24 protein-coding genes and 1 pseudogene are annotated in these 23,801 nt (G+C 59.6%); 14 read left to right on the forward strand and 11 right to left on the reverse strand.

The annotated features are described in order from the left end of the window. Positions 1-107 precede the first annotated feature (107 nt). From ACIF4X_RS06955 to ACIF4X_RS06975, 5 genes are read right to left on the reverse strand one after another with little or no spacing between them, the layout of a single operon-like run. Positions 108-1,142, reverse strand: coding sequence for an AbrB family transcriptional regulator (locus ACIF4X_RS06955; protein ID WP_397481514.1), 1,035 nt, complete (start codon positions 1,140-1,142; stop codon positions 108-110). Then, positions 1,135-2,649, reverse strand: a complete 1,515-nt coding sequence (locus tag ACIF4X_RS06960) for a tripartite tricarboxylate transporter permease (protein WP_397481515.1) — start codon at positions 2,647-2,649, stop codon at positions 1,135-1,137. Before ACIF4X_RS06960 ends, ACIF4X_RS06955 begins: the two co-directional genes overlap by 8 nt. A 1-nt stretch (position 2,650) precedes the next feature. Next, complete coding sequence (locus ACIF4X_RS06965) at positions 2,651-3,109, reverse strand: tripartite tricarboxylate transporter TctB family protein (RefSeq protein WP_397481516.1); 459 nt, start codon at positions 3,107-3,109, stop codon at positions 2,651-2,653. 56 nt (positions 3,110-3,165) lie between these two features. Continuing rightward, positions 3,166-4,143, reverse strand: a complete 978-nt coding sequence (locus tag ACIF4X_RS06970; protein WP_397481517.1) for a Bug family tripartite tricarboxylate transporter substrate binding protein — start codon at positions 4,141-4,143, stop codon at positions 3,166-3,168. 52 nt (positions 4,144-4,195) lie between these two features. Beyond that, on the reverse strand, positions 4,196-5,488 hold the full coding sequence (locus ACIF4X_RS06975) for an OprD family porin (RefSeq protein ID WP_064119693.1): 1,293 nt from the start codon (positions 5,486-5,488) through the stop codon (positions 4,196-4,198). Positions 5,489-5,724: 236 nt separating this feature from the next. Between ACIF4X_RS06975 and ACIF4X_RS06980 the strand changes: the two genes are divergently transcribed. After that, a complete protein-coding gene (locus ACIF4X_RS06980; RefSeq protein ID WP_007898613.1) occupies positions 5,725-6,396 on the forward strand; it encodes a response regulator in 672 nt (223 codons plus the stop codon). After that, positions 6,389-7,774: a sensor histidine kinase gene (locus tag ACIF4X_RS06985; protein ID WP_141128008.1), complete on the forward strand. Its 1,386-nt coding sequence runs from the start codon at positions 6,389-6,391 to the stop codon at positions 7,772-7,774. Before ACIF4X_RS06980 ends, ACIF4X_RS06985 begins: the two co-directional genes overlap by 8 nt. Positions 7,775-7,836: 62 nt before the next feature. On the opposite strand, the gene ACIF4X_RS06990 is transcribed toward ACIF4X_RS06985, so the two are convergent. Continuing rightward, positions 7,837-8,658, reverse strand: a complete 822-nt coding sequence (locus ACIF4X_RS06990) for an HDOD domain-containing protein (RefSeq protein ID WP_397481519.1) — start codon at positions 8,656-8,658, stop codon at positions 7,837-7,839. Positions 8,659-8,693: 35 nt separating this feature from the next. Further along, positions 8,694-9,635, reverse strand: coding sequence for a YgfZ/GcvT domain-containing protein (locus tag ACIF4X_RS06995; protein WP_397481521.1), 942 nt, complete (start codon positions 9,633-9,635; stop codon positions 8,694-8,696). A 150-nt stretch (positions 9,636-9,785) separates the two neighbouring features. Between ACIF4X_RS06995 and ACIF4X_RS07000 the strand changes: the two genes are divergently transcribed. Both ACIF4X_RS07000 and ACIF4X_RS07005 read left to right on the forward strand, forming a co-directional pair. Beyond that, a complete protein-coding gene (locus ACIF4X_RS07000; protein ID WP_053118052.1) occupies positions 9,786-10,040 on the forward strand; it encodes a succinate dehydrogenase assembly factor 2 in 255 nt (84 codons plus the stop codon). Further along, entirely contained in the window at positions 10,024-10,476 is a 453-nt protein-coding gene (locus ACIF4X_RS07005) for a protein YgfX (RefSeq protein ID WP_397481522.1), read from the forward strand. Before ACIF4X_RS07000 ends, ACIF4X_RS07005 begins: the two co-directional genes overlap by 17 nt. Here the strand turns inward: ACIF4X_RS07005 and nadB are convergent. Next, entirely contained in the window at positions 10,445-12,061 is a 1,617-nt protein-coding gene (nadB, locus tag ACIF4X_RS07010) for an L-aspartate oxidase (protein WP_397481524.1), read from the reverse strand. The genes ACIF4X_RS07005 and nadB overlap by 32 nt on opposite strands. 558 nt (positions 12,062-12,619) lie before the next feature. Here nadB and rpoE point away from each other — a divergent pair. The 4 genes from rpoE to ACIF4X_RS07030 all read left to right on the forward strand — a co-directional run bounded on the left by rpoE (position 12,620) and on the right by ACIF4X_RS07030 (position 16,437). Continuing rightward, on the forward strand, positions 12,620-13,201 hold the full coding sequence (gene rpoE / locus ACIF4X_RS07015; RefSeq protein ID WP_003172477.1) for an RNA polymerase sigma factor RpoE: 582 nt from the start codon (positions 12,620-12,622) through the stop codon (positions 13,199-13,201). Between the two features lie 30 nt (positions 13,202-13,231). Next, the gene (locus tag ACIF4X_RS07020; protein WP_034153146.1) at positions 13,232-13,819 is read left to right on the forward strand and encodes a sigma-E factor negative regulatory protein; all 588 of its coding nucleotides are present in this window, start codon (positions 13,232-13,234) and stop codon (positions 13,817-13,819) included. 8 nt (positions 13,820-13,827) lie between these two features. After that, the gene (locus tag ACIF4X_RS07025; protein WP_397481525.1) at positions 13,828-14,793 is read left to right on the forward strand and encodes a MucB/RseB C-terminal domain-containing protein; all 966 of its coding nucleotides are present in this window, start codon (positions 13,828-13,830) and stop codon (positions 14,791-14,793) included. 210 nt (positions 14,794-15,003) lie between these two features. Then, positions 15,004-16,437 carry a DegQ family serine endoprotease gene (locus ACIF4X_RS07030; RefSeq protein ID WP_397481526.1) on the forward strand — a complete coding sequence of 478 codons (1,434 nt, stop codon included), beginning with the start codon at positions 15,004-15,006 and terminating at the stop codon, positions 16,435-16,437. Between the two features lie 81 nt (positions 16,438-16,518). Here ACIF4X_RS07030 and ACIF4X_RS07035 read toward each other — a convergent pair whose 3' ends face one another. Further along, on the reverse strand, positions 16,519-17,952 hold the full coding sequence (locus tag ACIF4X_RS07035) for a M48 family metalloprotease (protein ID WP_397481528.1): 1,434 nt from the start codon (positions 17,950-17,952) through the stop codon (positions 16,519-16,521). A gap of 98 nt (positions 17,953-18,050) precedes the next feature. Between ACIF4X_RS07035 and ACIF4X_RS07040 the strand changes: the two genes are divergently transcribed. Then, positions 18,051-18,290, forward strand: a complete 240-nt coding sequence (locus ACIF4X_RS07040) for a sulfurtransferase TusA family protein (protein WP_038358357.1) — start codon at positions 18,051-18,053, stop codon at positions 18,288-18,290. 32 nt (positions 18,291-18,322) lie between these two features. Beyond that, entirely contained in the window at positions 18,323-19,393 is a 1,071-nt protein-coding gene (locus ACIF4X_RS07045; protein WP_077571529.1) for an AI-2E family transporter, read from the forward strand. A 135-nt stretch (positions 19,394-19,528) separates the two neighbouring features. Here ACIF4X_RS07045 and ACIF4X_RS07050 read toward each other — a convergent pair whose 3' ends face one another. Further along, positions 19,529-20,002 carry a peroxiredoxin gene (locus ACIF4X_RS07050; protein ID WP_095119107.1) on the reverse strand — a complete coding sequence of 158 codons (474 nt, stop codon included), beginning with the start codon at positions 20,000-20,002 and terminating at the stop codon, positions 19,529-19,531. 10 nt (positions 20,003-20,012) lie between these two features. Beyond that, positions 20,013-20,573, reverse strand: a complete 561-nt coding sequence (locus ACIF4X_RS07055; RefSeq protein ID WP_007911394.1) for a glycine cleavage system protein R — start codon at positions 20,571-20,573, stop codon at positions 20,013-20,015. Positions 20,574-20,903: 330 nt separating this feature from the next. On the opposite strand from ACIF4X_RS07055, the gene dapA reads away from it, so the two are divergent. The 4 genes and pseudogenes from dapA to ACIF4X_RS07075 form a co-directional block, all read left to right on the forward strand. Then, positions 20,904-21,782, forward strand: a complete 879-nt coding sequence (gene dapA / locus ACIF4X_RS07060) for a 4-hydroxy-tetrahydrodipicolinate synthase (RefSeq protein ID WP_397481530.1) — start codon at positions 20,904-20,906, stop codon at positions 21,780-21,782. 17 nt (positions 21,783-21,799) lie between these two features. Next, positions 21,800-22,915 (forward strand): outer membrane protein assembly factor BamC, encoded by a 1,116-nt coding sequence (bamC, locus tag ACIF4X_RS07065; RefSeq protein ID WP_397481531.1) that lies wholly within the window; start codon positions 21,800-21,802, stop codon positions 22,913-22,915. Between the two features lie 6 nt (positions 22,916-22,921). Further along, a complete protein-coding gene (locus tag ACIF4X_RS07070) occupies positions 22,922-23,683 on the forward strand; it encodes an MBL fold metallo-hydrolase (protein WP_397481532.1) in 762 nt (253 codons plus the stop codon). A 28-nt stretch (positions 23,684-23,711) separates the two neighbouring features. Further along, positions 23,712-23,801, forward strand: a pseudogene (locus tag ACIF4X_RS07075) (phosphoribosylaminoimidazolesuccinocarboxamide synthase); the annotation flags it as partial.

The raw sequence follows: 23,801 nt of genomic DNA on the forward strand, positions 1-23,801 counted from the left end.
CATCGCTGGCAAGCCAGCTCTCACAGGGTTTTGTGGGTGCCACAGATTATGTGAACACCTCAAAAACCTGTGGGAGCTGGCTTGCCAGCGATGAAGTCGACACGGTTTTACTCGGGATTACGATTCCAGTACTTGAACAACGGCTCCGCCAGAAACAGCACAAACAACAACCGCATCACCTGCATCGCCGTCACCAGCGGCACCGACAGTTGCAGGGTCTCCGCCGTCAGACTCATCTCGGCAATCCCGCCGGGCATCATGCCCAAGGTCAGCGAACGCAGATCCAGATGGGTCAGCGCACTCAACCCCAACGCCGCCAAACTCGCGATCAACATAGTCAACGCCGTGCCAATCAACGTCCGCCCCATGAATGAAGGCGCACGGCGGAAGAACTGCCGGTTGAAGTGACAACCCAAGCCGCTACCGATCAACCACTGACCAATCTGACTGCCGCCATTGGGCAAACCGATGTGCAAATCCCAACCAATGCTCACCGCCGCACTCACCAGCAACGGTCCGAACAGCCACGGATTCGGCTGACGCAAACGCTGCCAGAGCCACGCGAGCAAACCGCCCGCCGGAAACAAAATCGCCAGCCAGCGCCAATCGACGCTGCCCGCGTGTGAAATCGGATTACCGTCACCGAGCAGATACTTGAACGCCGCCGGCACACACAACACCACCACCAACACACGCAAACTCTGCCCCGCCGCGACGTGGCTGAGCATCGCGCCGTTACGCGCGCCGAGGTTGACCATCTCCCCGGAACCGCCGGGCATGCTCGAGAAAAACGCCGTGGCGCGATCCTCACCCGTGCGGCGCATCAGCCACACGCCGACCACCGCCGACAGACTGGTGACCAGCGCACCGAAGAAGATCAAGCCGAAATGACTGAGTACCTGCTCCATCACCACCGGAGTGAAATGCAGGCCGATGCCGATGCCGACGATCCACTGGCCGCACTTGCGGCCGCCAGGGATTTCGGTGAGTTGCCATGGGGTCAGGCAGCGCACGAGGATGATCGCCAGCAACGAGCCGACCATCCACGGCAGAGGCCAGCCGATCTGGCTGGCGAGGTAACCGCCAAGCAGACCGACCAGCGGGGTTCCCCACCAGGATTTCAGGGAGGACCGATCAAACATCGGCAATGGCGCGTTGCGCGGCCGAACGTTTACGCCAGATGCGGATGATCGGCATCAGCAGCATGATCGCCGTCAGTACCCAGACCCCGAAAGTAATCGGGCTCGACCAGAGGATTTCCAGCGCACCGTTGGAGATCGACAGCGCGCGACGCAGATTTTGCTCCATCAGACCGCCGAGGATGAAGCCCAGCAGCAGCGGTGACAACGGGAAATCCAGCTTGCGCAGGATGTAGCCGAAGATGCCGATACCGATCATCAGGAACAGGTCGAACGTGGTGGCGTGCACCGCGTAAACGCCGATCCCGGTAATGATCGCGATGACCGGCACCAGCGCCCAGTTCGGCACGGCGAGGATGCGGGTGAACACACGGATCATCGGGATGTTGAGAATCACCAGCATGACGTTGGCGATGAACAACGACGCGATCAGGCCCCAGACGATGTCCGGTTGTTGCTGGAACAGCAGCGGGCCCGGCGTGATGTTGTACAGCGACAGCGCGCCGATCATCACCGCGGTGGTGCCCGAACCCGGTACGCCAAGGGTCAGCATCGGCACCAGTGCGCCGCATGCAGCGCCGCCAATGGCGGTTTCCGGCGCGGCGAGGCCACGGGGGTCACCTTCACCGAACTTGCCGCTGGTACCGGCGATGCGCTTCTCGGTCATGTAGGCCACGGCGCTGGCGAGGGTCGCGCCGGCACCCGGCAACACGCCCATGATGAAGCCCAACACGCCGCAACGGATGTTGACGACGAACACCGACGCCGCTTCCTTGAAGTTGAACATCATGCGACCGGTGGCTTTCACCGCTTCCTGGCCGTGGTGGGTTTTTTCCAGCAGCAGGAGGATTTCGCTGATGGAGAACAGGCCCAGCACCAGCACGACGAATTGAATCCCGTCAGTCAGGTGAATGTTGTCGCCGGTGAAGCGATAGACACCGCTGTTGGCGTCGATGCCGACGGTCGAGAGGAACAGACCGATCAGCGCCGCGATGAAGGTTTTCAACGGACGATCACCGGCCATGCCGCCGAGACAGACAATCGCAAACACCATCAACACGAAGTATTCCGCCGGGCCGAAGGCAATCGCCCATTTCGCCAGCAACGGCGCGAACAGCACCATGCCGCAGGTGGCGATAAACGCACCGATGAACGAACTCCACGCCGACAACGACAGCGCCACACCGGCGAGTCCTTTGCGGGCCATCGGGTAACCGTCGAGGGTGGTCATCACGGTCGATGCTTCGCCGGGAATGTTCAGCAGGATCGAGCTGATCCGGCCGCCGTATTCGCAGCCCAGATACACCGCTGCCAGCAGGATCAGCGCCGACTCCGGCGGCAGGCCAAGGGCGAATGCGATCGGGATCAGCAATGCCACGCCGTTGATCGGGCCCAGGCCCGGCAACAGGCCGACCACGGTGCCGATCAGCGTGCCGCACAACGCGGTCACCAGGTTGTACGGGCTCAGCGCGACGCCGAAACCCTGACCCAAATAGCCAAGAGTATCCATATCAGTTCTCCAGAACGCTGAGCAGGCCGAGAGGCAGCGGAACGTCCATCACGCGGTCGAACAACAGGTAAAGACCGATGGCCATCAGGCTGATGATCACCACGCTCGGCAGCCAGCGGCCACCGTAGAGGCGAGCCATCGGTACGCCGGTGATAATGCTGGCGACGATGAAACCCAGGGGTTCGAAAGTGCCGGCGAACACCAGCAACAACACCACGCAGATGCCGATCTTGGTCAGGGTTTCACGATCCAGTGGCGGCTCGTCATCACTGTGTTTGATCGCGGCCGGACGGAACACCATGTACAGCAGTGCCGCGCCCATCAGGGCAAGCATCAACAGGGGAAAGGCACGCGGGCCGACCGGTTCGTAGGAAAAAGCCGCTTGGTACGGCCACGCCATCAGTGCCAGGCCGACACAGACCAGCAACAACACCGAGGCGAAAATGCGTTGAATAAGCATGGGGGCTCCTGTGCCGCGTCCCCGCAACCGGGAACGCGGCCGCTAGACAGGGACGATCACTGGATCAGGCCGAACTCTTTGGCCAGCACTTTGTAGTCCGCAACCTGCTTCTTCACGTAGGTGTCCAGTTCCGGGCCGGTCATGGCGAACGGGAACAGTTCACGCTGATCGCGCAGCTTGGCGAACTCCGGCGAGGCCAGCAGTTTGTCGAACGAGTCTTTCCACCAGGCGTAGTCTTCATCGCTGACTTTTGGCCCCAGGTAGAAGCCGCGCACTACCGGCCAGACGATGTCGTAGCCTTGCTCGCGCGCGGTCGGGATGTCTTTCATTTCCGGCTCGTCGAGACGCTTGTCGGCGAACACCGCGAGCAGACGCATGTCGCCACTCTGGATGTGCGGCATGGAGTCGGAGATGTCGGTACTGCCGACCTGGATGTGACCGCCGAGCAGGGCGGTGGCGATTTCGCCGCCACCTTCAAGCGCCACGTAACGCAGGTCACGCGGGTTGATCCCGGCAGCCTTGGCGATCAGTGCGGTTTGCATCCAGTCCTGGCTGCCGACAGTGCCGCCTGAACCGATCACCACCGAGCTTGGATCTTTCTTCAGCGCCTGCACGAGATCGTCGAGGGTTTTGTAGGGCGAATCGCTTTTCACCGCGATGGCACCGTAGCTGGTGCCGACCGCTGCCAGCCAGCGCACGTTGGTTTCATCGAAACGCCCGAACTTGCCTTGGGCCAGGTTCAACAGCGAACCGCTCGACCACGCCACCAGCGTGCCGGCATCGGCAGGGCGCTGAGCGACCACGGCGTTGTACGCCACTGCGCCGACACCGCCGGGCATGTAAGTCACGCGCATCGGTTTGCTCAGCAGTTTTTCGTTGACCAGTGCGCTCTGCACCAGTTTGCAGGTCAGGTCGAAACCACCGCCCGGCGATGCCGGGGCGATACATTCCGGACGTTTCGGTTCAGCCATCAGTTGGCCGGCAAACAGGACGCAGCTGGCGGCCAGTGCAACTTTACGCAGTGACAGGTTCATTTGATTCTCCACGGGCATTGTTGTTATTCGACGTGTTTTCCACCAACGGGCATTACCAAAGGGCAACGCTGTAGCTCACCAGCAAACGCACTTCGTCTGCATCGCGAGCCGAGTAGTTGGAGCGGTAAGTGGCATTACGCAAACGCACGGCGACATCCTTCAAGGCGCCGCTTTGTACTACATATTTGATCTCGGTGTTGCGCTCCCACTCTTTGCCTTCTTCGCCGTTCTTGAGCTTGATGTTGTCACCGCTCAAGTAGCGGCTCATGAAGCTCAGGCCAGGGATGCCGAGTTTGGCGAAGTCGAAGTCGTAGCGCGCCTGCCAGGAGCGTTCTTCAGCGCCGGCGAAATCGTTGATCTGCACGAAGTTGACCAGGTACGGGTCGCTGCCATCGACATACGGAAAAGCGCTGTCGCCGGACATGTGTTGATAACCGGCGCTGAACTTGTGGCCGCTCAGCGCGTAGCTGACCAGACCATTGAGCGAGCGATTGTCGATTTCGCCGCCACGGGCTGCGCCCTGATCATCACTGACGGCGAAACGCAGGTCAGTGGCAAACGTGCCGGGACCCATCGGCCGTGAGGCGACCAGGCCGAAGAAGTGCTGGTTGTAGACTTCGTCGAGTTGGGCGAAGTGGTAACTGCCGGTGATCTTGTCGGTGAACTTGTAGTCCACGCCGCCAAAATCGAAGTGCTTGCCAGCGGCGGTGCCGGCAAAACGGCTGTTCTTGTTGTTGAGGGCGATGTCCTCGAAATCGGTGCTGTCGCGATCCTTGGCTTTCTCCAGACGGCCGCCGGTGAAGGTCAGGTTCTTGATCTCTTTGGAGGTCAGCAAGCCGCCTTCAAAGGTCTGCGGCAGGATGCGCCCGTCGTTCGGTTTGAGGATCGGCAGTTCAGGAATCAGGCTGCCGATTTTCAGCTCGGTGGCGGAAATTTTCACTTTGCCGGTCAGGCCGACTTTGGAGTATTCATCCGCCGCGCGTCCGTCATCATGGGTCGGCAGCAGGCCGGTACCGGTGCGGTCCGGGCTTGAATCAAGTTTTACTCCGAGCATGCCTAAAGCATCGACACCGAACCCCACGGTGCCGTCGGTGTAACCCGATTGCAGATTGAGCATGAAGCCCTGAGCCCATTCGTCACGCTTGGATTGCTGGGCGCTGGTGCCATCGCGAAAGTCGCGGTTGAAATACATGTTGCGGGTTTCGAAGGTGGCGCTGCTGTCTTCGATGAAGTCGGCAAAACTCAGCGGCGAAAAACCGGCAAGGGCGGCGGCACTGGCGAGGGCGGTGTGGCTGAAACGGGAAGGGCGAACAGGCGTGAATGCCTGAGGCTGCATGGACGGCATGCGGGTGTACTCCGTTTATTGTTCTTATTGGTCGAAAACGCTTCGTGGCGTTTTTCGTAGCGCTGTGTGGCAGCAGCGACGGCAGTCGGGACTGTCCGTGGGCCGACTCTAACCGGCTAACCTTTCACTAACCTTTCAGCTGACTTTCACGGTTTTCGGGCTTCACAGCGGCGGTTGCGGCTGTAAACTCCGCGGCAAAGCGTGGCGCCGGCCATCCCTGAACGAGGTAAAAATCCATGCGTGTTCTGCTCGTCGAAGACCATCTGCAACTGGCCGAAAGCGTCGCTCAGGCGCTCAAGAGCACCGGTCTGACCGTGGATGTGTTGCACGATGGCGTGGCCGCCGATCTGGCCTTGAGCAGCGAGGAATATGCGGTGGCGATCCTCGATGTCGGCCTGCCGCGCATGGACGGTTTCGAGGTGCTGGCGCGTTTGCGTGCACGCGGCAAGAATCTGCCGGTGCTGATGCTGACCGCGCGCAGTGATGTGAAGGATCGCGTCCATGGCCTCAATCTGGGCGCCGACGATTACCTCGCCAAACCGTTCGAACTGACTGAACTGGAAGCGCGGGTCAAAGCCTTGCTGCGCCGCAGTGTGCTGGGCGGCGAGCGTCAGCAGCGCTGCGGCGTACTGGCCTACGACCTCGACACCCGACGCTTCACCCTCGGCGAAGAATTACTGACGCTGACCTCACGCGAACAAGCCGTGCTCGAAGCGCTGATCGCCCGCCCGGGACGGGTGATGAGCAAGGAGCAACTGGCCGCCCAGGTATTCGGCCTCGACGAAGAAGCCAGCCCCGATGCCATCGAAATCTACGTGCACCGCTTGCGCAAGAAACTCGACGGTCAACCGGTGGCCATCGTGACCTTCCGCGGCCTCGGTTATCTGCTGGAAAGCCGCGATGCATAAGCCCAGTAGCCTGCGCTGGCGGTTGTTGTGGAACCTCGCGTTGTTGCTGGTGGTGTTGATGCTCGCCAGTGGCTTGAGCGCTTACTGGAATGGTCGCGAAGCCGCCGACACGGCGTACGACCGCACGTTACTGGCCTCGGCGCGGACCATCGCGGCCGGTCTGTCGCAACGTGACGGCACACTGAGTGCCGATGTGCCTTACGTGGCACTCGATACTTTCGCTTATGACAGTGCCGGGCGTATTTATTATCAGGTCAACGACATCCATCAAAAGCTGATTTCCGGCTACGAAAACCTCCCCGGCCCGCCGCCGGGGACGCCGCGCACTGACAGCTACCCCGCGTTGGCGCGCTTCTACAACGCCACCTACAAAGGGCAAAACGTGCGCGTGGTCAGCCTGCTCAAGGCGGTGACCGAGCCGAACATGAACGGTATGGCGGAAATCCGCGTGGCTGAAACCGATGAAGCACGGGTGAGCATGGCGCGCAGTCTGGCGGCCGATACCTTGCTGCGATTGGGCATGCTGGCGATTGGCGCGTTGTTGCTGGTCTGGTTTGCGGTCAGTGCCGCATTGCGCCCATTGGAGCGTTTGCGCACAGCAGTGGAAGAACGTCAGCCCGATGACTTGCGGCCGCTGCCATTGGTTGAAGTGCAGCATGAACTGTGGCCGTTGGTGCGTGGGCTCAACCATTTTACCGAGCGTCTGCGCGGGCAGTTTGAACGCCAGGCGCAGTTCATCGCCGACGCGGCTCATGAGTTACGCACCCCCTTGGCGGCGCTCAAGGCGCGGCTTGAATTGGGCCTGCGCTCGAACGAACCCGAGACGTGGCGCACGACATTGGAGTCCTCGGCGCAAAGCACTGATCGCTTGACCCATCTGGCCAATCAGTTGCTGTCGCTGGCGCGCGTCGAAAACGGTGCCCGGGCGATTGCCGAGGGCGGCGCGCAGTTGCTCGATCTGAGTCAGTTGGCCCGGGAACTGGGCATGGCCATGGCGCCGCTGGCGCACAAGCGCGGGGTTGCGCTGGCGCTGGAGGCGGACGAGCCGGTGTGGTTGCGCGGTGAGCCGACGTTGCTGAATGAGTTGCTGAGCAATCTGGTGGACAACGCACTGGCGCACACGCCACCGGGCGGCAACGTCATTTTGCGCGTGACCGCACCGGCAATACTTGAGGTGGAAGATGACGGCCCGGGCATCCCGCTGGAGGAACGTGATCGGGTGTTCGAGCGCTTCTATCGGCGTAATCAGCAGGTGGCGGGTTCGGGGCTGGGGCTGGCGATTGTCGGTGAGATCTGTCGAGCACATCTGGCCCAGATCAGTTTGCATGACGGTGAGCAGGCGGGGTTGAAGGTGCGGGTCAGTTTTATTGCCGGGTGATTATGGTGGTTTTGCTGGCCCCTTCGCGAGCCTGCTCGCGAAGGGCGCACCTCGGTTTTTAATCAGTAAAACATCGTGCGCGACTCTTCCAGATCCGCGCACAGTTCCTTGTTCTCCTGATCAATCCCAAGCTTTCTGAACGCCGGAACCGTCATTGGATCAATCCGCGCAAATGGATGATCAGTGTCCTTGTGGCAATAGAGGCTCGCCACTTGCACCAGATCGACGTAATCGATGGTCGTCGAATCGCGCTTGAAGTCCTGGTAGCGCCCCGGTAACTCCACCAGACGTTCCGGAAACTCCCAGACCCGCAGGAGCTTGTCGCCCAGCAACGGGTGAATGTGATCGATCACATGGTTGAGGCTGACCGGGTCCGACAGCAGTTCGTAGTGGTCTTCGGCATAGGTCAGAATCGGCAGCACGCCGATCTGATGCACCAGTCCGCCGAGCGCCGCCTGATCGGGTTTGAGTTGTGTGTAGCGGCGGCACAGCGCATAACTGACGCCGGCAATTTCCAGGCTCTTGCGCCAGACTTCGCGCATTTTCTGCTCGACCACTTCGGAGCGGGCGTGGAAGATCTGCTCCATCACCAGGCCGATCGCCAGGTTGCTGCTGTAGTTGATGCCCAGCCGGGTGATGGCGGTGTGCAGGTCGGTGACTTCCTGTGCGGCGCGCAGCAGTGGGCTGTTGACCACTTTGATCAGGCGCGCTGACAGCGCCGTGTCACGGCCGATCACTTTGCTCAGGTCGCTGACGCTGATTTCCGGGTCTTCAGCGGCCTTGCGAATCTGCAGGGCCACTTCCGGCAACGTGGGCAGAACCAGGTCATCGTTATCGATGGCCTCAACCAAATCCTGTTGGACCTTTTCCGCCAGTTCGCTCATTTAAACTCTCTAGGGTGTTGCAACAAATGCTGCGATCAGCGCTGGATTTCGCGGTCGCGATCCAGTTCGTAAGGCAGGTCGAGCAAGTGCAGCGCCGGGCCTTCGAGAGCACCCACGTGCAGATCGCCCGCTTCGGCAGCTTCGGCCTGTAGCACCGCCAGGAGTTCAATGTTTTGTCCGGCATGGGCGGCCAGTACCACTTCGCCGACAGCGCTGTTGTGGCTAGGTGCGAACAACGGCGTGCCCGGCGCCGGCAACTCGGTAGCATTCAGGCTCAGGCGGTACAGACGACGCTTGAGTTTGCCCAGGTACTGCATGCGCGCAACGATTTCCTGGCCGGTGTAGCAGCCTTTCTTGAAACTTACGCCGCCAACGGCTTGCAGGTTGAGCATCTGCGGGATGAACAGCTCGCGGGTGCTTGGCATGACCTGACCGATACCGGCACGGATCTGGCCCAGTAGCCATTGATTCAGCTCGGCTTCAGGCAGGGTTGCGGACAATTCGGCTTTTATCGCGTCGGCCTGATCGGCCGGGACCCAGAGTTCGGCGCGATCCGGCGAGACGCGAATGGCGATCAGACCTTCGCTGCGCACGACGCTGTCGGTTTCCGCCGGCAGGTCCAGGCCGAGGCTGGCCAAGGCACTGTCGCCGTGCTCCAGGCCGAAGCGCGCCCAGGCGGCGCTCTCGTCGGTCAGTTTCGATTTGGAGAACACCGCGTATTTTTTCAGGTCCGCCAGTTGTGACTCCAGCAACTCGCTGGCCATTGCCAGGACCACGCCGTCACCTTCGAGCAGAATGCGGAAGCTCGACTGCATCCGGCCTTTCTGCGTGCAGCGGGCGCCGAGGCTGGCGCGGCTGTCGCTCAGGTAATTGAGGTTGCAGGTCAACTGGCCTTGCAGGAATTTTCCGGCATCCGCGCCGCGAACCGCGAGAACGCCTTCATGAGACAGGGTGCAGAAAAAAGCAGAATCGGCCATGGGTCATCGCAGGGTAAATAGACTGGGGCACATCATAAGGGCGCGTTGGTGAAATGGGTAGTTGATAAAGGATCGGTGGTGCCCGACCAAAGCCGACTGTGCGACCCGCCTCGGGGCTGTATACTTGCCGGCAAATTTGAGGAGGGCTCCATGGTCGAACAAGTTGAACTGAATCGCCTCTTTTGGCACAGCCGTCGCGGCATGCTTGAGCTTGACGTGTTGCTGGTGCCATTCGTGAAAGAGGTCTACGCGACGTTGAACCAGGTGGATCGCGATCTGTATGTGCGGCTGCTGACGTGCGAGGATCAGGACATGTTCGGCTGGTTCATGGAGCGCAGCGAGTCTGAAGATCCTGAACTGCAGCGCATGGTTCGCATGATCCTGGACCGTGTCCAGCCCAAGTAACACATTCGAATGCCGCTGGCATGCCTCACGGCAGCTGCTGGCGGCGTATCTGTTGGCCCAGGCGTTCGCACTGGGTTCGTTGTTTCTGCTTTCTATTCCACTCTGGGCCAGTCTGCTCGGGGCTTTTGGCTGTCTGCTTCACGGATTTCGGGTGTTGCCTCAACAGGTTCTGCTGAGTCATCCCAAGGCCTTTAGTGGATTACGTCGGGACGCCGATGGTTGGCAGGTGTGGAATCAGGCTGATGGTTGGCAATCGGCACAGCTGCGCCCGGACAGTCTCGCGCTGCCCTTGATCGTGGTGCTGCGTTTTCGCTTGCGCGGCGAATGGCGGGTCAGATCGGTTTGTGTACCCCGAGACTCGCAGACAGCCGATTTACATCGGCGCCTGCGAGTACGGCTCAAGTTCAGCCGGCGTAGGTGGGCGGCACCAGAATAGTGTCGAGCGCCTCGGGCAGCATGTCGGGGTAGTCGAGCGTGTAGTGCAGGCCGCGACTTTCCTTGCGTTCCATGGCTGAGCAGATCATCAGTTCGGCGACTTGTGCCAGGTTACGCAACTCGATCAGGTCGCGGCTGACTTTATAGTTGCTATAGAACTCGTCGATCTCGTCCAGCAGCAGGCGCACACGGTGCTGCGCTCGTTGCAGGCGCTTGTTGGTGCGCACGATACCAACGTAGTCCCACATGAACCGCCGCAGTTCATCCCAGTTGTGCGCGATGATCACGTCCTCGTCCGAGTCGGTCACCTGACTGGCGTCCCAGACGGGCAGGGCGCTTGGCGCGGCGACATCGTCCAGTTGCGCGAGGATGTCCGCCGCTGCCGAGCGCGCATAGACAAAGCATTCCAGCAGCGAGTTGCTGGCCATGCGGTTGGCGCCGTGCAGGCCGGTGAAGCTGGTTTCGCCGATGGCATACAGGCCCGGCACATCGGTGCGACCTTGTTGATCGACCATCACGCCACCGCAGGTGTAGTGCGCGGCGGGTACGACCGGAATAGGTTGTTTGGTGATGTCGATACCGAAACCGAGGCAGCGCTCATAAACAGTGGGGAAGTGGGTCTTGATGAAGTCTTCGGGTTTGTGGCTGATGTCGAGATAGACGCAGTCGACACCCAGACGCTTCATTTCATGGTCGATGGCCCGAGCGACGATGTCGCGCGGTGCCAGTTCGGCGCGTTTATCGAAGCGATACATGAAGCGTTCGCCATTGGGCAGCTTCAAATGGGCGCCTTCGCCGCGCAGGGCTTCGGTGATCAGAAAGCTCTTGGCCTGCGGGTGATACAGGCAGGTCGGGTGGAACTGGTTGAATTCCAGGTTCGCCACCCGGCAACCCGAGCGCCAGGCCATGGCGATGCCATCACCGCAGGCGCCATCGGGATTGCTGGTATAGAGGTAGACCTTGGCGGCGCCGCCCGAGGCCAGAATCACAAAACGTGCGCCGTAGGTGTCGACTTCGCCGGTTTTGCGGTTGAGCACGTAGGCGCCGAGGCAGCGCTCACCTTCCAGGCCCAGGCGACGTTCGGTGATCAGGTCGACGGCAACCCGTTGTTCCAGCAGTTCAACGTTCGGGCGCTCTTTGGCCTGAGCCAGCAAGGTTTTGAAGATGGCCGCGCCGGTAGCGTCCGCCGCATGGATGATGCGGCGGTGGCTGTGACCGCCCTCGCGGGTGAGGTGGAATTCGAATCCGCCATCTTCGGTGCCGGACTGATCGTCGCGGGTGAACGGCACACCTTGGTCGATCAGCCACTGAATGGCTTCGCGGCTGTGCTCCACGGTAAAACGCACGGCGTCTTCATGGCACAGACCACCGCCGGCGTTCAGGGTGTCATCAACATGGGATTCGACAGTGTCGGTGTCGTCGAGTACGGCGGCGACGCCACCTTGGGCCCAAAAAGTCGATCCGTTGGCGAGATCGCCTTTGCTCAATACGGCAATGCGCAAATGACCCGGCAGGGTCAGCGCGAGACTCAAACCGGCAGCACCGCTGCCTATGACCAGAACATCATGTTGGAATTGTTGGCTCATTACAGGATTCCGCTCAAAGCGACCCGGGTCGGGGGTGGCGCACGACAGCTGGATCGGCGCGTCAAGACAGCCACACAGCCCACTAGTATATAGAGGGGTGGGGCGGCACAATAGCCGGGCCGATATGGCATTGTGAAACTACTGTGACGGAAAAAACCGGGTGCTTCGTCGGAAGTTTTTTTCACCCGTTTGGGGAAAAGGCGACTGTATCGCCGCTGAAACAGGAATTTTCTGTCCAGAGTTGCCCAATGTCGGATGGTCACGGCTATAAATAATTGGAACTTTTGCCAAAGGCCCAAGATCAATAGTCGGTGCCAGAAACAAGGGACGTGTCGGCTTCAGTGCGGAATCTGCGGTTGGATTCCTGCCCGGCGAAACCGATAACAAGATTATTCGCGCAGCCGGTTTATCCCGCGCTGCGTTTTTCGTGCGTGCCAAATCAGAGCCCGCAGGAAACTTGCCTTGAGGGGGAGAACTTTTGCGAAAAGCCCGAGTCTATGTTTGCAAGTCTGGTCGTTTAGTTATGCAAGTCTCCTCCGGGCTTATCGAGGAGTGTTCATGCTAACCCAGGAAGAGGATCAGCAGCTGGTCGAGCGCGTTCAACGCGGCGACAAGCGAGCTTTCGATCTGTTGGTGCTGAAGTATCAGCACAAGATTCTCGGGTTGATCGTGCGTTTTGTGCACGACACCCATGAAGCCCAGGACGTGGCTCAGGAAGCCTTTATCAAGGCGTATCGAGCACTTGGAAACTTTCGCGGCGACAGTGCGTTTTATACGTGGCTGTACCGTATTGCCATTAACACGGCAAAGAATTACCTGGTTTCACGCGGCCGTCGGCCGCCGGATAGTGATGTAAGTTCCGAGGATGCAGAGTTCTACGATGGCGATCATGGCCTCAAGGATCTCGAGTCACCAGAACGTGCACTGCTGCGGGATGAGATAGAAGGCACCGTCCATCGAACCATTCAGCAACTGCCAGAGGATTTGCGTACGGCGTTAACTTTACGTGAATTCGATGGTCTGAGTTACGAGGACATTGCGAGCGTCATGCAGTGTCCGGTGGGTACCGTGCGCTCCCGGATTTTCCGCGCCCGGGAGGCCATCGATAAAGCCCTGCAGCCGTTGTTGCAGGAAAACTGAGACAGCGGCGACAGCCAAGAGAGGAACGCCATGAGTCGTGAAGCCCTGCAGGAATCGCTGTCCGCAGTGATGGATAACGAAGCGGACGAACTGGAATTGCGTCGAGTGCTCAATGCACTGGATGATGTTGATACCCGTGAGACCTGGGCTCGTTACCAGATCGCTCGGGCAGCCATGCACAAGGATTTGCTGCTGCCACGTCTGGATATCGCTGCGGCAGTATCTGCTGCACTGGAAGACGAAACGGCTCCGGCCAAAGTATCGCGCAGCCCATGGCGCAACCTTGGCCGTCTGGCTGTTGCTGCCTCGGTGACTGTTGCCGTTCTGGCCGGTGTGCGCCTGTACAACCAGGACGAAATCGCTGGCGTCGAACTGGCTCAGCAATCCAATCAGCCAACGCTGGCGACCCCACAGGTCAAAGGCCCGGCTGTTCTGGCAGGCTACAGTGAGAGTTCGGAAGCCACTGGCCCGATGGCCAACGGCGTATTGCAAGGCCAGCCAGGCTGGCACGATCAGCGTCTGCCAGGCTACCTGCGTCAGCACGCTCAACAGGCTGCTCTGAAAGGTACTGAAAGCGCGTTGCCATACGCACGTGCTGCAAGTCTGGAAAACCGTTAAGGAGGATCATGCGCGCCATACCTCTACTTTCGCTTCTGCTCAGTGGCTGGTTCATTGTTCCAGCCCACGCTGATGAGGCCCAAGACTGGTTAAGCCGTCTGGGTCAAGCCGAGCAGCAGCAAAGCTTTCACGGCACATTCGTTTACGAGCGTAACGGTAGCTTTTCTACCCATAACATCTGGCATCGCGTCCAGAATGGCCAGATCCGCGAGCGTTTGCTTCAGCTCGACGGTTCGGCGCAGGAAGTCGTGCGCATTGATGGACATACTCAATGCGTCAGCGGCACCCTGATTGCCGGGTTGGGGGATTCACCCAACTCAGCCGCTCGTCCTCTCGATCCGCAAAAGCTGAAAAACTGGTATGACCTCGCCGTCATTGGCAAGTCGCGCGTGGCTGGCCGGGACGCAGTGATTGTATCGCTGACGCCTCGCGATCAGCATCGTTACGGGTTTGAGTTGCATCTGGACAAGAAAACGGGCTTGCCGCTGAAGTCGTTGCTGCTAAACGACAAGGGGCAGTTGCTCGAACGCTTCCAGTTCACCAGTCTTGATACTGATGAACTACCGTCGGATAAAGATTTGCAGGCTGACGCTGACTGCAAGGCAATTACGTTGGACAGCGACAAGGCTTCGGCGGTCAAGGCCGCTCAGGTATGGCACTCTGAATGGCTGCCGCCGGGTTTTGTTCTGACAAGCAGCACTTCGCACAAAGATCCGGAAACCAAGACTCAGGTCAATAGCTTGCTATATGACGACGGTTTGGCGCGATTCTCGGTGTTCCTTGAGCCATTGAATGGTGCAACGGTTACCGATACCCGGACCCAACTTGGCCCGACCGTTGCCGTTTCCCGCCGCTTGACCACGCCTGAGGGCGAAATGATGGTCACCGTGGTCGGCGAGATCCCGATTGGCACTGCCGAACGAATTGCTCTGTCGATGCGTAATACCGAAGGCACTGCGACCAGCAAGCAGTGAGCTGATTTCAGTCGTTACCACTTCTTTGTCGAGACGTAGATGAAATGTTTGCTGAGCATTTTCATTTGCAAATACCCTGAAAATTTTTTATAGGTCAGAGCCTCACGGCTCTGGCCTTGTTTGTTGTTGCCGGAACAAAAATGCCGGTCGGTGGTTTCCGGTGTTCCTTGCTCCATATCGCTTAACCCTGCTCGTCGTAACGGGAGCTGTATGTCGATACCAAGTTTGAAATCTTATCTCTCCATTTTCGCCACCGTGCTGTTGCTCGGTCAGGCTGTACCTGCTGCGCAAGCAGCCGATCTGCCTGACTTCACCCAATTGGTCGAACAAGCTTCGCCAGCCGTGGTGAACATCAGTACCACGCAGAAACTGCCGGATCGCAAAGTGAACCAGCAGATGCCTGATCTGGAAGGCCTGCCACCGATGCTGCGCGAGTTCTTCGAGCGTGGCATGCCGCCTCAACAGCGCTCGCCGGGCGGTGGTGGTCGTCAGCGTGAAGCGCAGTCGTTGGGTTCGGGCTTCATCATCTCTCCGGATGGCTACATTCTGACCAACAACCATGTGATCGCCGATGCCGACGAAATCCTCGTCCGTCTCGCTGATCGCAGTGAAATGAAAGCCAAACTGGTCGGCACCGACCCACGTTCCGACGTGGCGCTGCTGAAAATTGAAGGCAAGGATCTGCCGGTATTGAAGCTTGGCAAATCCCAGGACCTGAAGGCTGGCCAGTGGGTCGTTGCTATCGGTTCGCCGTTCGGCTTCGACCACACCGTGACCCAAGGCATCGTCAGTGCCGTCGGTCGTAGTCTGCCGAACGAAAATTACGTGCCGTTCATTCAGACTGACGTGCCGATCAACCCGGGCAACTCCGGTGGTCCGTTGTTTAACCTGAACGGTGAAGTGGTCGGCATCAACTCGCAGATCTACACCCGTTCCGGCGGCTTCATGGGCGTATCGTTCGCGATCCCGATCGACGTGGCGATGGATGTGTCCAATCAGCTGAAGAGCGGTGGCAAGGTCAGCCGTGGCTGGCTCGGCGTGGTTATCCAGGAAGTGAACAAGGATCTGGCCGAGTCGTTCGGTCTGGATAAACCCGCCGGCGCCTTGGTTGCCCAGATTCAGGATGACGGCCCGGCTGCCAAAGGTGGCCTGCAAGTCGGCGACGTGATCCTGAGCATGAACGGTCAGCCGATCGTCATGTCGGCTGACCTGCCTCATCTGGTCGGCGCATTGAAGGCCGGTGCGAAAGCCAATCTGGAAGTGATTCGTGAGGGCAAGCGCAAGAATGTCGAACTGACTGTCGGCGCGATCCCGGACGAAGACAAAGAGCTGGATGCACTGCCGAAGTCCGGCGCTGAAAGCACCAGCAACCGCCTCGGTGTGTCGGTAGGTGAGCTGACTGCCGAGCAGAAGAAAACCTACGACCTCAAAGGTGGTGTGGTGATCAAGGAAGTGCAGGATGGTCCTGCCGCGTTGATCGGTCTGCAACCAGGTGATGTGATCACTCACCTGAACAACCAGGCCATCGGCTCCACCAAGGAGTTCGGCGAGATCGCCAAAGCGCTGCCGAAGAATCGTTCGGTGTCGATGCGCGTTCTGCGTCAAGGTCGCGCCAGCTTCATCACCTTCAAGCTGGCTGAATAACCCGGCGGTAAGGTAAAAAAGAAACCGCCTCGCAAGAGGCGGTTTTTTTATGCCTGAAGCTTTTGTCCTGGCGGGTAACGATCAGCCCATCATGTCCTTGATCATCCGCTCCTGCTCCATCAGCTCACGCTGACGGGCATCAATCCGCGAGGACAGCGGGAAGTTGCTGCCAGCCTTGCGCTTGGCGAAGTCCAGTTGCTGAATGGCCTGGCGGTAGTCACCGACCAGTGCGAAGTATTCAGCGCGCGCCTGATGCAGGCCGATGATATTGCCCGACAAGCCACGAGTCTCGGCGACCTGATACCAGACGTCAGGATCATCCGGGCGTGATTTGAGTAACGCTTCCAGTGCCTTCTCGGCATCCGACGCGCGATTCTGTTTCAGCAGCAGATCCACACGAACCTGATTCAGGGGATAGTTGCCCGGATATTGCGTGAGCATGCGGTCAACCCGCGATTGCGCATCCGGCAAACGATTGTTGGTGATGTCCAGATCGACCTGCGCGAGGTTATAGATGATTTCGTTTGGCGCCGTTGCCAGCAATTGCTTGAGATTCTCGCGAGCCTCATTCAACTGGCCACCCTTGATCTGCGCAATCGCCAGGCCGTAGCGCGCCACGTCGTTTTTCGGATTCTCATCCAGCTGCGCACGGAAACGCTTGGCACCCAGGCCCGGGGTTTCTTCGTAGATCAACTGCACGCGCGCGCGGATCAACTGATAGCGCTTGGAGTCTTCAATACCGCCCGGTTTGGCCTGCTCAGCGCGGTTGCGGGTGTCGGCGATACGCGATTCGGTTACCGGGTGAGTCAGCAGGAATTCCGGTGGCTTGGCGTCGAAACGATATTGACGCATCAAGCGTTCGAACATGGTCGGCATCGAACGCGGGTCATACCCGGCCTTTTCGAGATTGAGGATGCCGATACGGTCGGCTTCCTGTTCGTTCTGACGGGAGAAGGTGCGTTGCGATTGAATCGCCGCCGCCTGAGTGCCGGCGATGGTCGCGATCCCGGCGTCGCCGCCGCCGGCTGCGGCGATGACGATGCCGGCAAGCAACGCGGCCATCATCGGCACTTGCATGCGCTGCGAGGCTTCGACGCCGCGAGCGAAGTGGCGTTGCGACAAGTGAGCCAGTTCGTGCGCCAGTACCGAAGCGTATTCGCCCTCGGTCTGCGCATTGAGGAACAGGCCACCGTTGACCCCGACCACACCACCCGGCGCTGCGAAGGCGTTGAGTTGCGGGCTGTTGATCAGAATGAATTCAAGGCGCCGGTCAGTGACCTGACTGGTCTCCACCAACTTGTACACGCTGGATTCAACGTAGTCTTTGAGCTGCGGATCGTTGAGCTGGGAAACCTGGCTACGCAACATGGCCAGCCAGGCGCGACCGAGCTGATATTCCTGTTGCGGCGAGACAATGGCAGAACTGGCGTCGCCGAGTGACGGCAGATCGTCGGCAAAGCCTGGTGAGGCGAGCAGGCAAGCGAGCGTCAGCAGGGTAGGGCGCAGAAAAGTCATGCACAAAGCCTTAGAAGACAAAGACCTTACTGTAGCCGGACACCGGAGCTGCGACCAGATATTCTAGGCAGCTCGACGACCCGAACCGGAGTGACGCAATGACTGACGCTGTAGCCCATGACGTAGAACTGGACGCCAGTGGCCTGAATTGTCCGTTGCCGTTGCTCAAGGCAAAAATGGAACTCAACAAGCTCCAGAGTGGCGCTGTCCTCAAGGTCATCGCGACCGATGCAGGCTCACAGCGGGACTTCCGCACCTTTGCCAGATTGGCCGGTCATACGCTGCTGCGCGAAGAAGACGAAGCAGGCGTTTACCGTTACTGGTTGAAAAAGGCCTGAAACCGACAGCGTAAAATACCTAAGGATTATTGATGTTCAAAGTGTTACGCGACTGGATTCAGCGCTACTTCTCCGATGAAGAAGCCGTGGTGCTGGCGGTGCTGCTGTTTCTCGCCTTTACCGCTGTGCTCACCCTTGGCGGCATGCTCGCGCCGGTTCTGGCGGGGATGGTGCTGGCCTATCTGATGCAGGGTCTGGTGGTCACGCTGGAGCGTCTGCGCGTGCCGGGTGGTGTGGCGGTGGGGTTAGTGTTCGCTCTGTTCATGGGCGTGCTGATGCTGTTTATCGTCGTGGTACTGCCGTTGCTCTGGCATCAGTTGATCACGCTGTTCAACGAGCTGCCCGGGATGCTCGCCAAATGGCAATCGCTGCTGTTGCTGTTGCCGGAGCGCTATCCGCACCTGGTGTCCGACGAGCAGGTTTTGCAGGCGATCGAAGCCGCGCGCGGCGAGATCGGCAAGTTCGGCCAGTGGGCGCTGACATTCTCGTTGTCGAGTCTGCCGCTGCTGGTAAACATCATGATCTATCTGGTGCTGGTGCCGATTCTGGTGTTCTTTTTCCTCAAGGACCGGGTCATGATCGGCGAATGGGTGCGTGGCTACTTGCCGCGTGAGCGCGCGCTGATCACCCGGGTTGCGCAGGAAATGAACCGGCAGATCGCCAACTACATTCGCGGCAAGGTCATCGAGATCGTGATTTGTGGCGGCGTGACCTACATCGCTTTTGTCGCCCTGGGGCTTAACTATGCGGCGCTGCTGGCGTTGCTGGTCGGTGTGTCGGTGGTGGTGCCGTATGTCGGAGCCGTGGTGGTGACCGTGCCGGTGCTGCTGATTGCATTGTTCCAGTGGGGCTGGAGTGATCAGTTCATCTATCTGATGGCGGTGTACGGCATCATTCAGACACTGGATGGCAACGTGCTGGTGCCATTGCTGTTCTCGGAGGCGGTCAACCTGCACCCGGTGGCCATTATCTGCGCGGTGCTGTTGTTTGGCGGGTTGTGGGGATTCTGGGGGGTGTTCTTTGCGATCCCGCTGGCGACGCTGTTCAAGGCGGTGCTGGATGCGTGGCCGCGTCAAGAGCCGGCGGTGGCGCCGCTGCTTTAGTGGTTGATCCAGATTGTTCGGTACGGCTTAAGGCCTCATCGCTGGCAAGCCAGCTCCCACAGGATTTTCGGTGCACACAAAACCTGCGGGAGCTGGCTTGCCAGCGATGGCGTCAGAGAAGGCGCCAGAGAAACATCAGGCCTTGTTCAGATCCTGAGCAGCAGCCAACACGGCATCCACATGCCCCGGTACTTTCACCCCGCGCCATTCCTGACGCAGCACACCGTCCTTATCAATCAGGAAGGTGCTGCGATCAACGCCCAGGTATTCCTTGCCATACAGCTTCTTCAACTTGATCACATCGAACAACTGACAAACAGCTTCGTCCTTGTCGCTGATCAGCTCGAACGGAAACTCCTGCTTGCATTTGAAGTTCTCGTGGGACTTCAGGCTGTCGCGTGAAATACCGAAAATCTCGGTATTGGCGGCCTTGAACGCGGCGTACTGATCACGAAAGCCCTGACCTTCAGTGGTGCAGCCCGGCGTGCTGTCCTTCGGGTAAAAGTAGATCACCACTTGCTTGCCCTTCAGGGCAGACAGGCTGACGGTCTGCCCGCTGGTGGCAGGTGCTTCGAAATCCGCAACCGGTTGGTCGATGACAACGGCCATGAAAGCTTCCTTACATTGGGTTTTGTGGGCGCCAAGGCTCGATCAGTGCATCCAGATTCATCGCATCGGAGAAGTCGAGGAACTGGTCGCGCAGCCAACTGATCTGGGTGCCGGCCGGCAGGGTTACGGTGAACGTGGCGTTGAGCATGGTGCCGCCGGTCTGTGGCGCCTGATACGTGTCGCAGGTGAGGTTTTCCAGCTCGACGTTGTGATCCATGAAGAACTGGCACAGCTCATTGATGATGTCCGGGCGATACGCCGAACTCACATAAGCCACGTACGGCAGCGCCTGCGGACGATTTTCCAGCGGCGCGCTGCGCACCACGTTGACGGTGAAAGCATGTTTCTTGGACAGGCCCGACAGGCTGCCTTCCAGGCGAGCGAGGGCGTCCCAGCTGCCGGAGACCTCAAGGATCAGCGCACTGCATTCGCCGTGGCGAGTCAGGCGCGAAGTAACCACGGCGCAGCGATTTTCATGGCTGGCGCGGCACAGGACGTTAGTCAGCTCCATGGGGTTGGCGCCAAGGGCACTGATGACAAGGAATTGTTCGCGAACTGTGGGGGTGGACATGCAGCATTCCTAAAGCGATGAGCGGTCGGTAGGTTTACGGGCGTTGGCTGCCGGGGAGTGCCTGTTCTGGCTATCCGTACTAAAAGCCCCGGCAAGCGCTCGCGGCTCGCTCCACTATAGCGGGAGCGCGTCGATGCGACGCAGGAACGGGGTCTGGGAGGCCGAAAAGGGAGGCTGGAACCCGGCGTACAAGCTGATCAGTACCGATCAAAGTCTGAAGGGTAGCGAAAAGCGGCGCCAAGGGGAATGGCGGCAGCGCAGTACTTCGCTTGTGCAAGCATCTTGGCGCCAGTACCATTACCGCTCTCTTTTTCCGGCAGGAGCGGTTTCATGATTGCGGGCAGTATGGTGGCACTGGTCACTCCCATGGATGCACAAGGGCGTCTTGACTGGGACAGCCACAGCAAACTCGTGGACTTCCATCTCAAGAACGGCACCCACGCCATTGTCGCGGTCGGTACTACCGGCGAGTCGGCAACCCTTGATGTAGAAGAACACATCGCCGTCATCAAAGCCGTGGTCAAACAGGTTGCCGGGCGCATTCCGGTCATCGCCGGCACGGGCGCCAACTCGACCCGCGAAGCCGTCGAGCTGACCCGCAACGCCAAGGAAGCCGGCGCCGATGCCTGCCTGCTGGTCGTTCCGTACTACAACAAGCCGACTCAGGAAGGTCTGTTCCAGCACTTCAAGCACATCGCTGAAGCGGTCGACATTCCGCAGATTCTCTATAACGTTCCGGGCCGCACGTCGTGCGACATGCAGGCCGAGACTGTGATCCGCCTGTCCACCGTGCCGAACATCATCGGTATCAAGGAAGCCACTGGCGACCTGAAGCGCGCCAAAGCGATCATCGAAGGTGTGAGCAAGGATTTTATCGTGCTGTCCGGCGATGATCCGACCGCCGTTGAACTGATCCTGCTGGGCGGTAAAGGCAACATCTCGGTGACTGCCAACGTCGCGCCGCGCGAAATGGCCGACCTGTGCGAGGCCGCGCTGAAAGGCGACGCCGATACCGCGCGGGCGATCAACGAAAAACTGATGCCGCTGCACAAAGACCTGTTCATCGAAGCCAACCCGATTCCGGTGAAGTGGGCTTTGGTTGAAATGGGCCTGATGCACGAAGGCATCCGCCTGCCACTGACCTGGCTGAGCACACCTTGTCATGAAACGCTTCGCTCGGCCCTGCGCCAGTGCAGCGTCCTGGTTTAATTGAGGAAGTACAACGCATGAAGCGAATGGCCGGACTTTCCGCACTTGCCTTGATTATCTCCAGCACCAGCGGCTGCGGATGGGTCTGGGGGCCGGAAGGTTATTTCCGCGACCGTGGTAGCGATTACCTGCAAGCGCAACAGACTGCACCGATGCAACTGCCGCCGGAAGTCAGCACTTCCAAGCGTCTGGATCCGTTGTTGCCGATCCCGCGTAACGTGGCTGACGACACCGCCAAGGGCGAATACATTGTGCCGCGTCCTCAGCCGCTGTCGGCAATTGCCGATGCCAGTGATTACTCGCTGCAGAAGAGCGGTGATTCGCGTTGGGTCGTGGCCCAGCATCCACCGGCCGAAGTCTGGCCAGTGGCTGTGCAGTTCTTCCAGGACAACGGTTTCCGTCTGGATGAACAGCGCCCGCAAACCGGCGAATTCACCACCACCTGGCAGCATTCCGATGAACTGTCCGCGTCCATGGCCAAGCGCCTGAGCGCAGCCGGCATCGCCAGCGACAGCGAAACCCGCGTGCGTGTGCGTATCGAGCCGGGCGTGCAGCGCAATACCAGTGAAATCTACGTGGTCAGCGCCGAGCGTCCTGCCGGCAGCACTGCCGACGTGGCCTTCACCAATCGTTCGGTCAACACTGGCCTGGACGCAGCGCTGGTCGACGATATGCTCGCAAGCATGAGCCGGATCTCCGAGAAGGGCGGTTCGGTGTCGATGCTGGCCTCGCGTGATTTCGATACCCCAAGCCGTGTCAGCCTCAGCGAAGACGGCAGCGGTAACCCGGTGTTGAACGTCGGTACCGATCTTGACCGTGCCTGGTCGAGTGTGGGCCGTGCGCTGGAACAGGGCGAATGGCGCGTTGAAGACATCAACCGCAGCCTCGGCCTGTACTACATCAACCTGGCCGAAAAAGCCGAGAAGAAAGACGACAAGCCTGGTTTCTTCAGCAGCCTGTTCGGCAGTGCGCCGAGCAAGGAAGAAGTTGAAGCCCGTGCCGAGCGTTATCAGGTTCGCCTGAGCAAGGTCGGCGAGAACATTCAGGTGACCGTCGAGAAAAACATCAACACCGTCGCGCCGGCTGAAGTGGCACGTAAAGTGTTGAGCGTGATTCAGGACAACCTGGGCTGATCAACGATGCGTTTTGCCGTTCTCGGCAGCGGTAGCCAAGGGAACGGCACGCTGATCGCCAGTGCTGATACGTTTGTGCTGGTGGATTGTGGTTTTTCCCTGCGGGAAACCGAAAAACGCCTGTTGCGCCTGGGTGTGAACCCGGCGCAACTGAGCGCGATACTCGTAACCCACGAACATGCCGACCACGTGCATGGCGTGGGTTTACTGTCTCGGCGCTACAATCTACCGGTCTACCTCAGTCGCGGCACTCTGCGCGGGATGCGCAAACCGATTGAACCCGCGGGCTTTCTGGCCGGCGGTGAGCAACTGCAGATCGGTGCACTGAACATCGGGGTCATTGCCGTGGCCCATGATGCGCAGGAACCGACCCAGTATGTCTTCAGTGATCACGAACAGCGGCGTTTCGGCCTGCTGACCGACCTGGGTTCCTACTGCGAGCGGGTGCTGGACGGTTATCGGGATCTCGATGCGTTGATGATCGAGTCCAACCATTGTCGTGACATGCTGGCCCGTGGTCATTATCCGTACTTTCTCAAGCAGCGGGTGGGCGGCGAGCTGGGACATTTGAACAACCATCAGGCGGCTTTCCTGGTGTCCGAGTTGGGCTGGCAGGGCTTGCAACATCTGGTCCTGGCCCACCTGAGCAGCAAGAACAACCTGCCGCAGCTGGCCCGGCAATGTTTTGTCGACACCCTCGGGTGCGACCCGGACTGGCTGCAACTGGCCGATCAAGATTCAGGGCTCGACTGGCGCCACATCGCCTAGCCCACCTACTTAGCAAGCGGAGCCCATCATGGAAAAACGTGAATACCTCTACCGCGGCTATGCCAAATCGGTGTACACGACCGATGTCGCGGAGCGCTTGATCCTGCTGTTTCGGAAG

The organism is Pseudomonas sp. NPDC085632 (genome assembly GCF_044541255.1).
In the GTDB taxonomy this organism is placed as follows: Bacteria; Pseudomonadota; Gammaproteobacteria; order Pseudomonadales; family Pseudomonadaceae; genus Aquipseudomonas.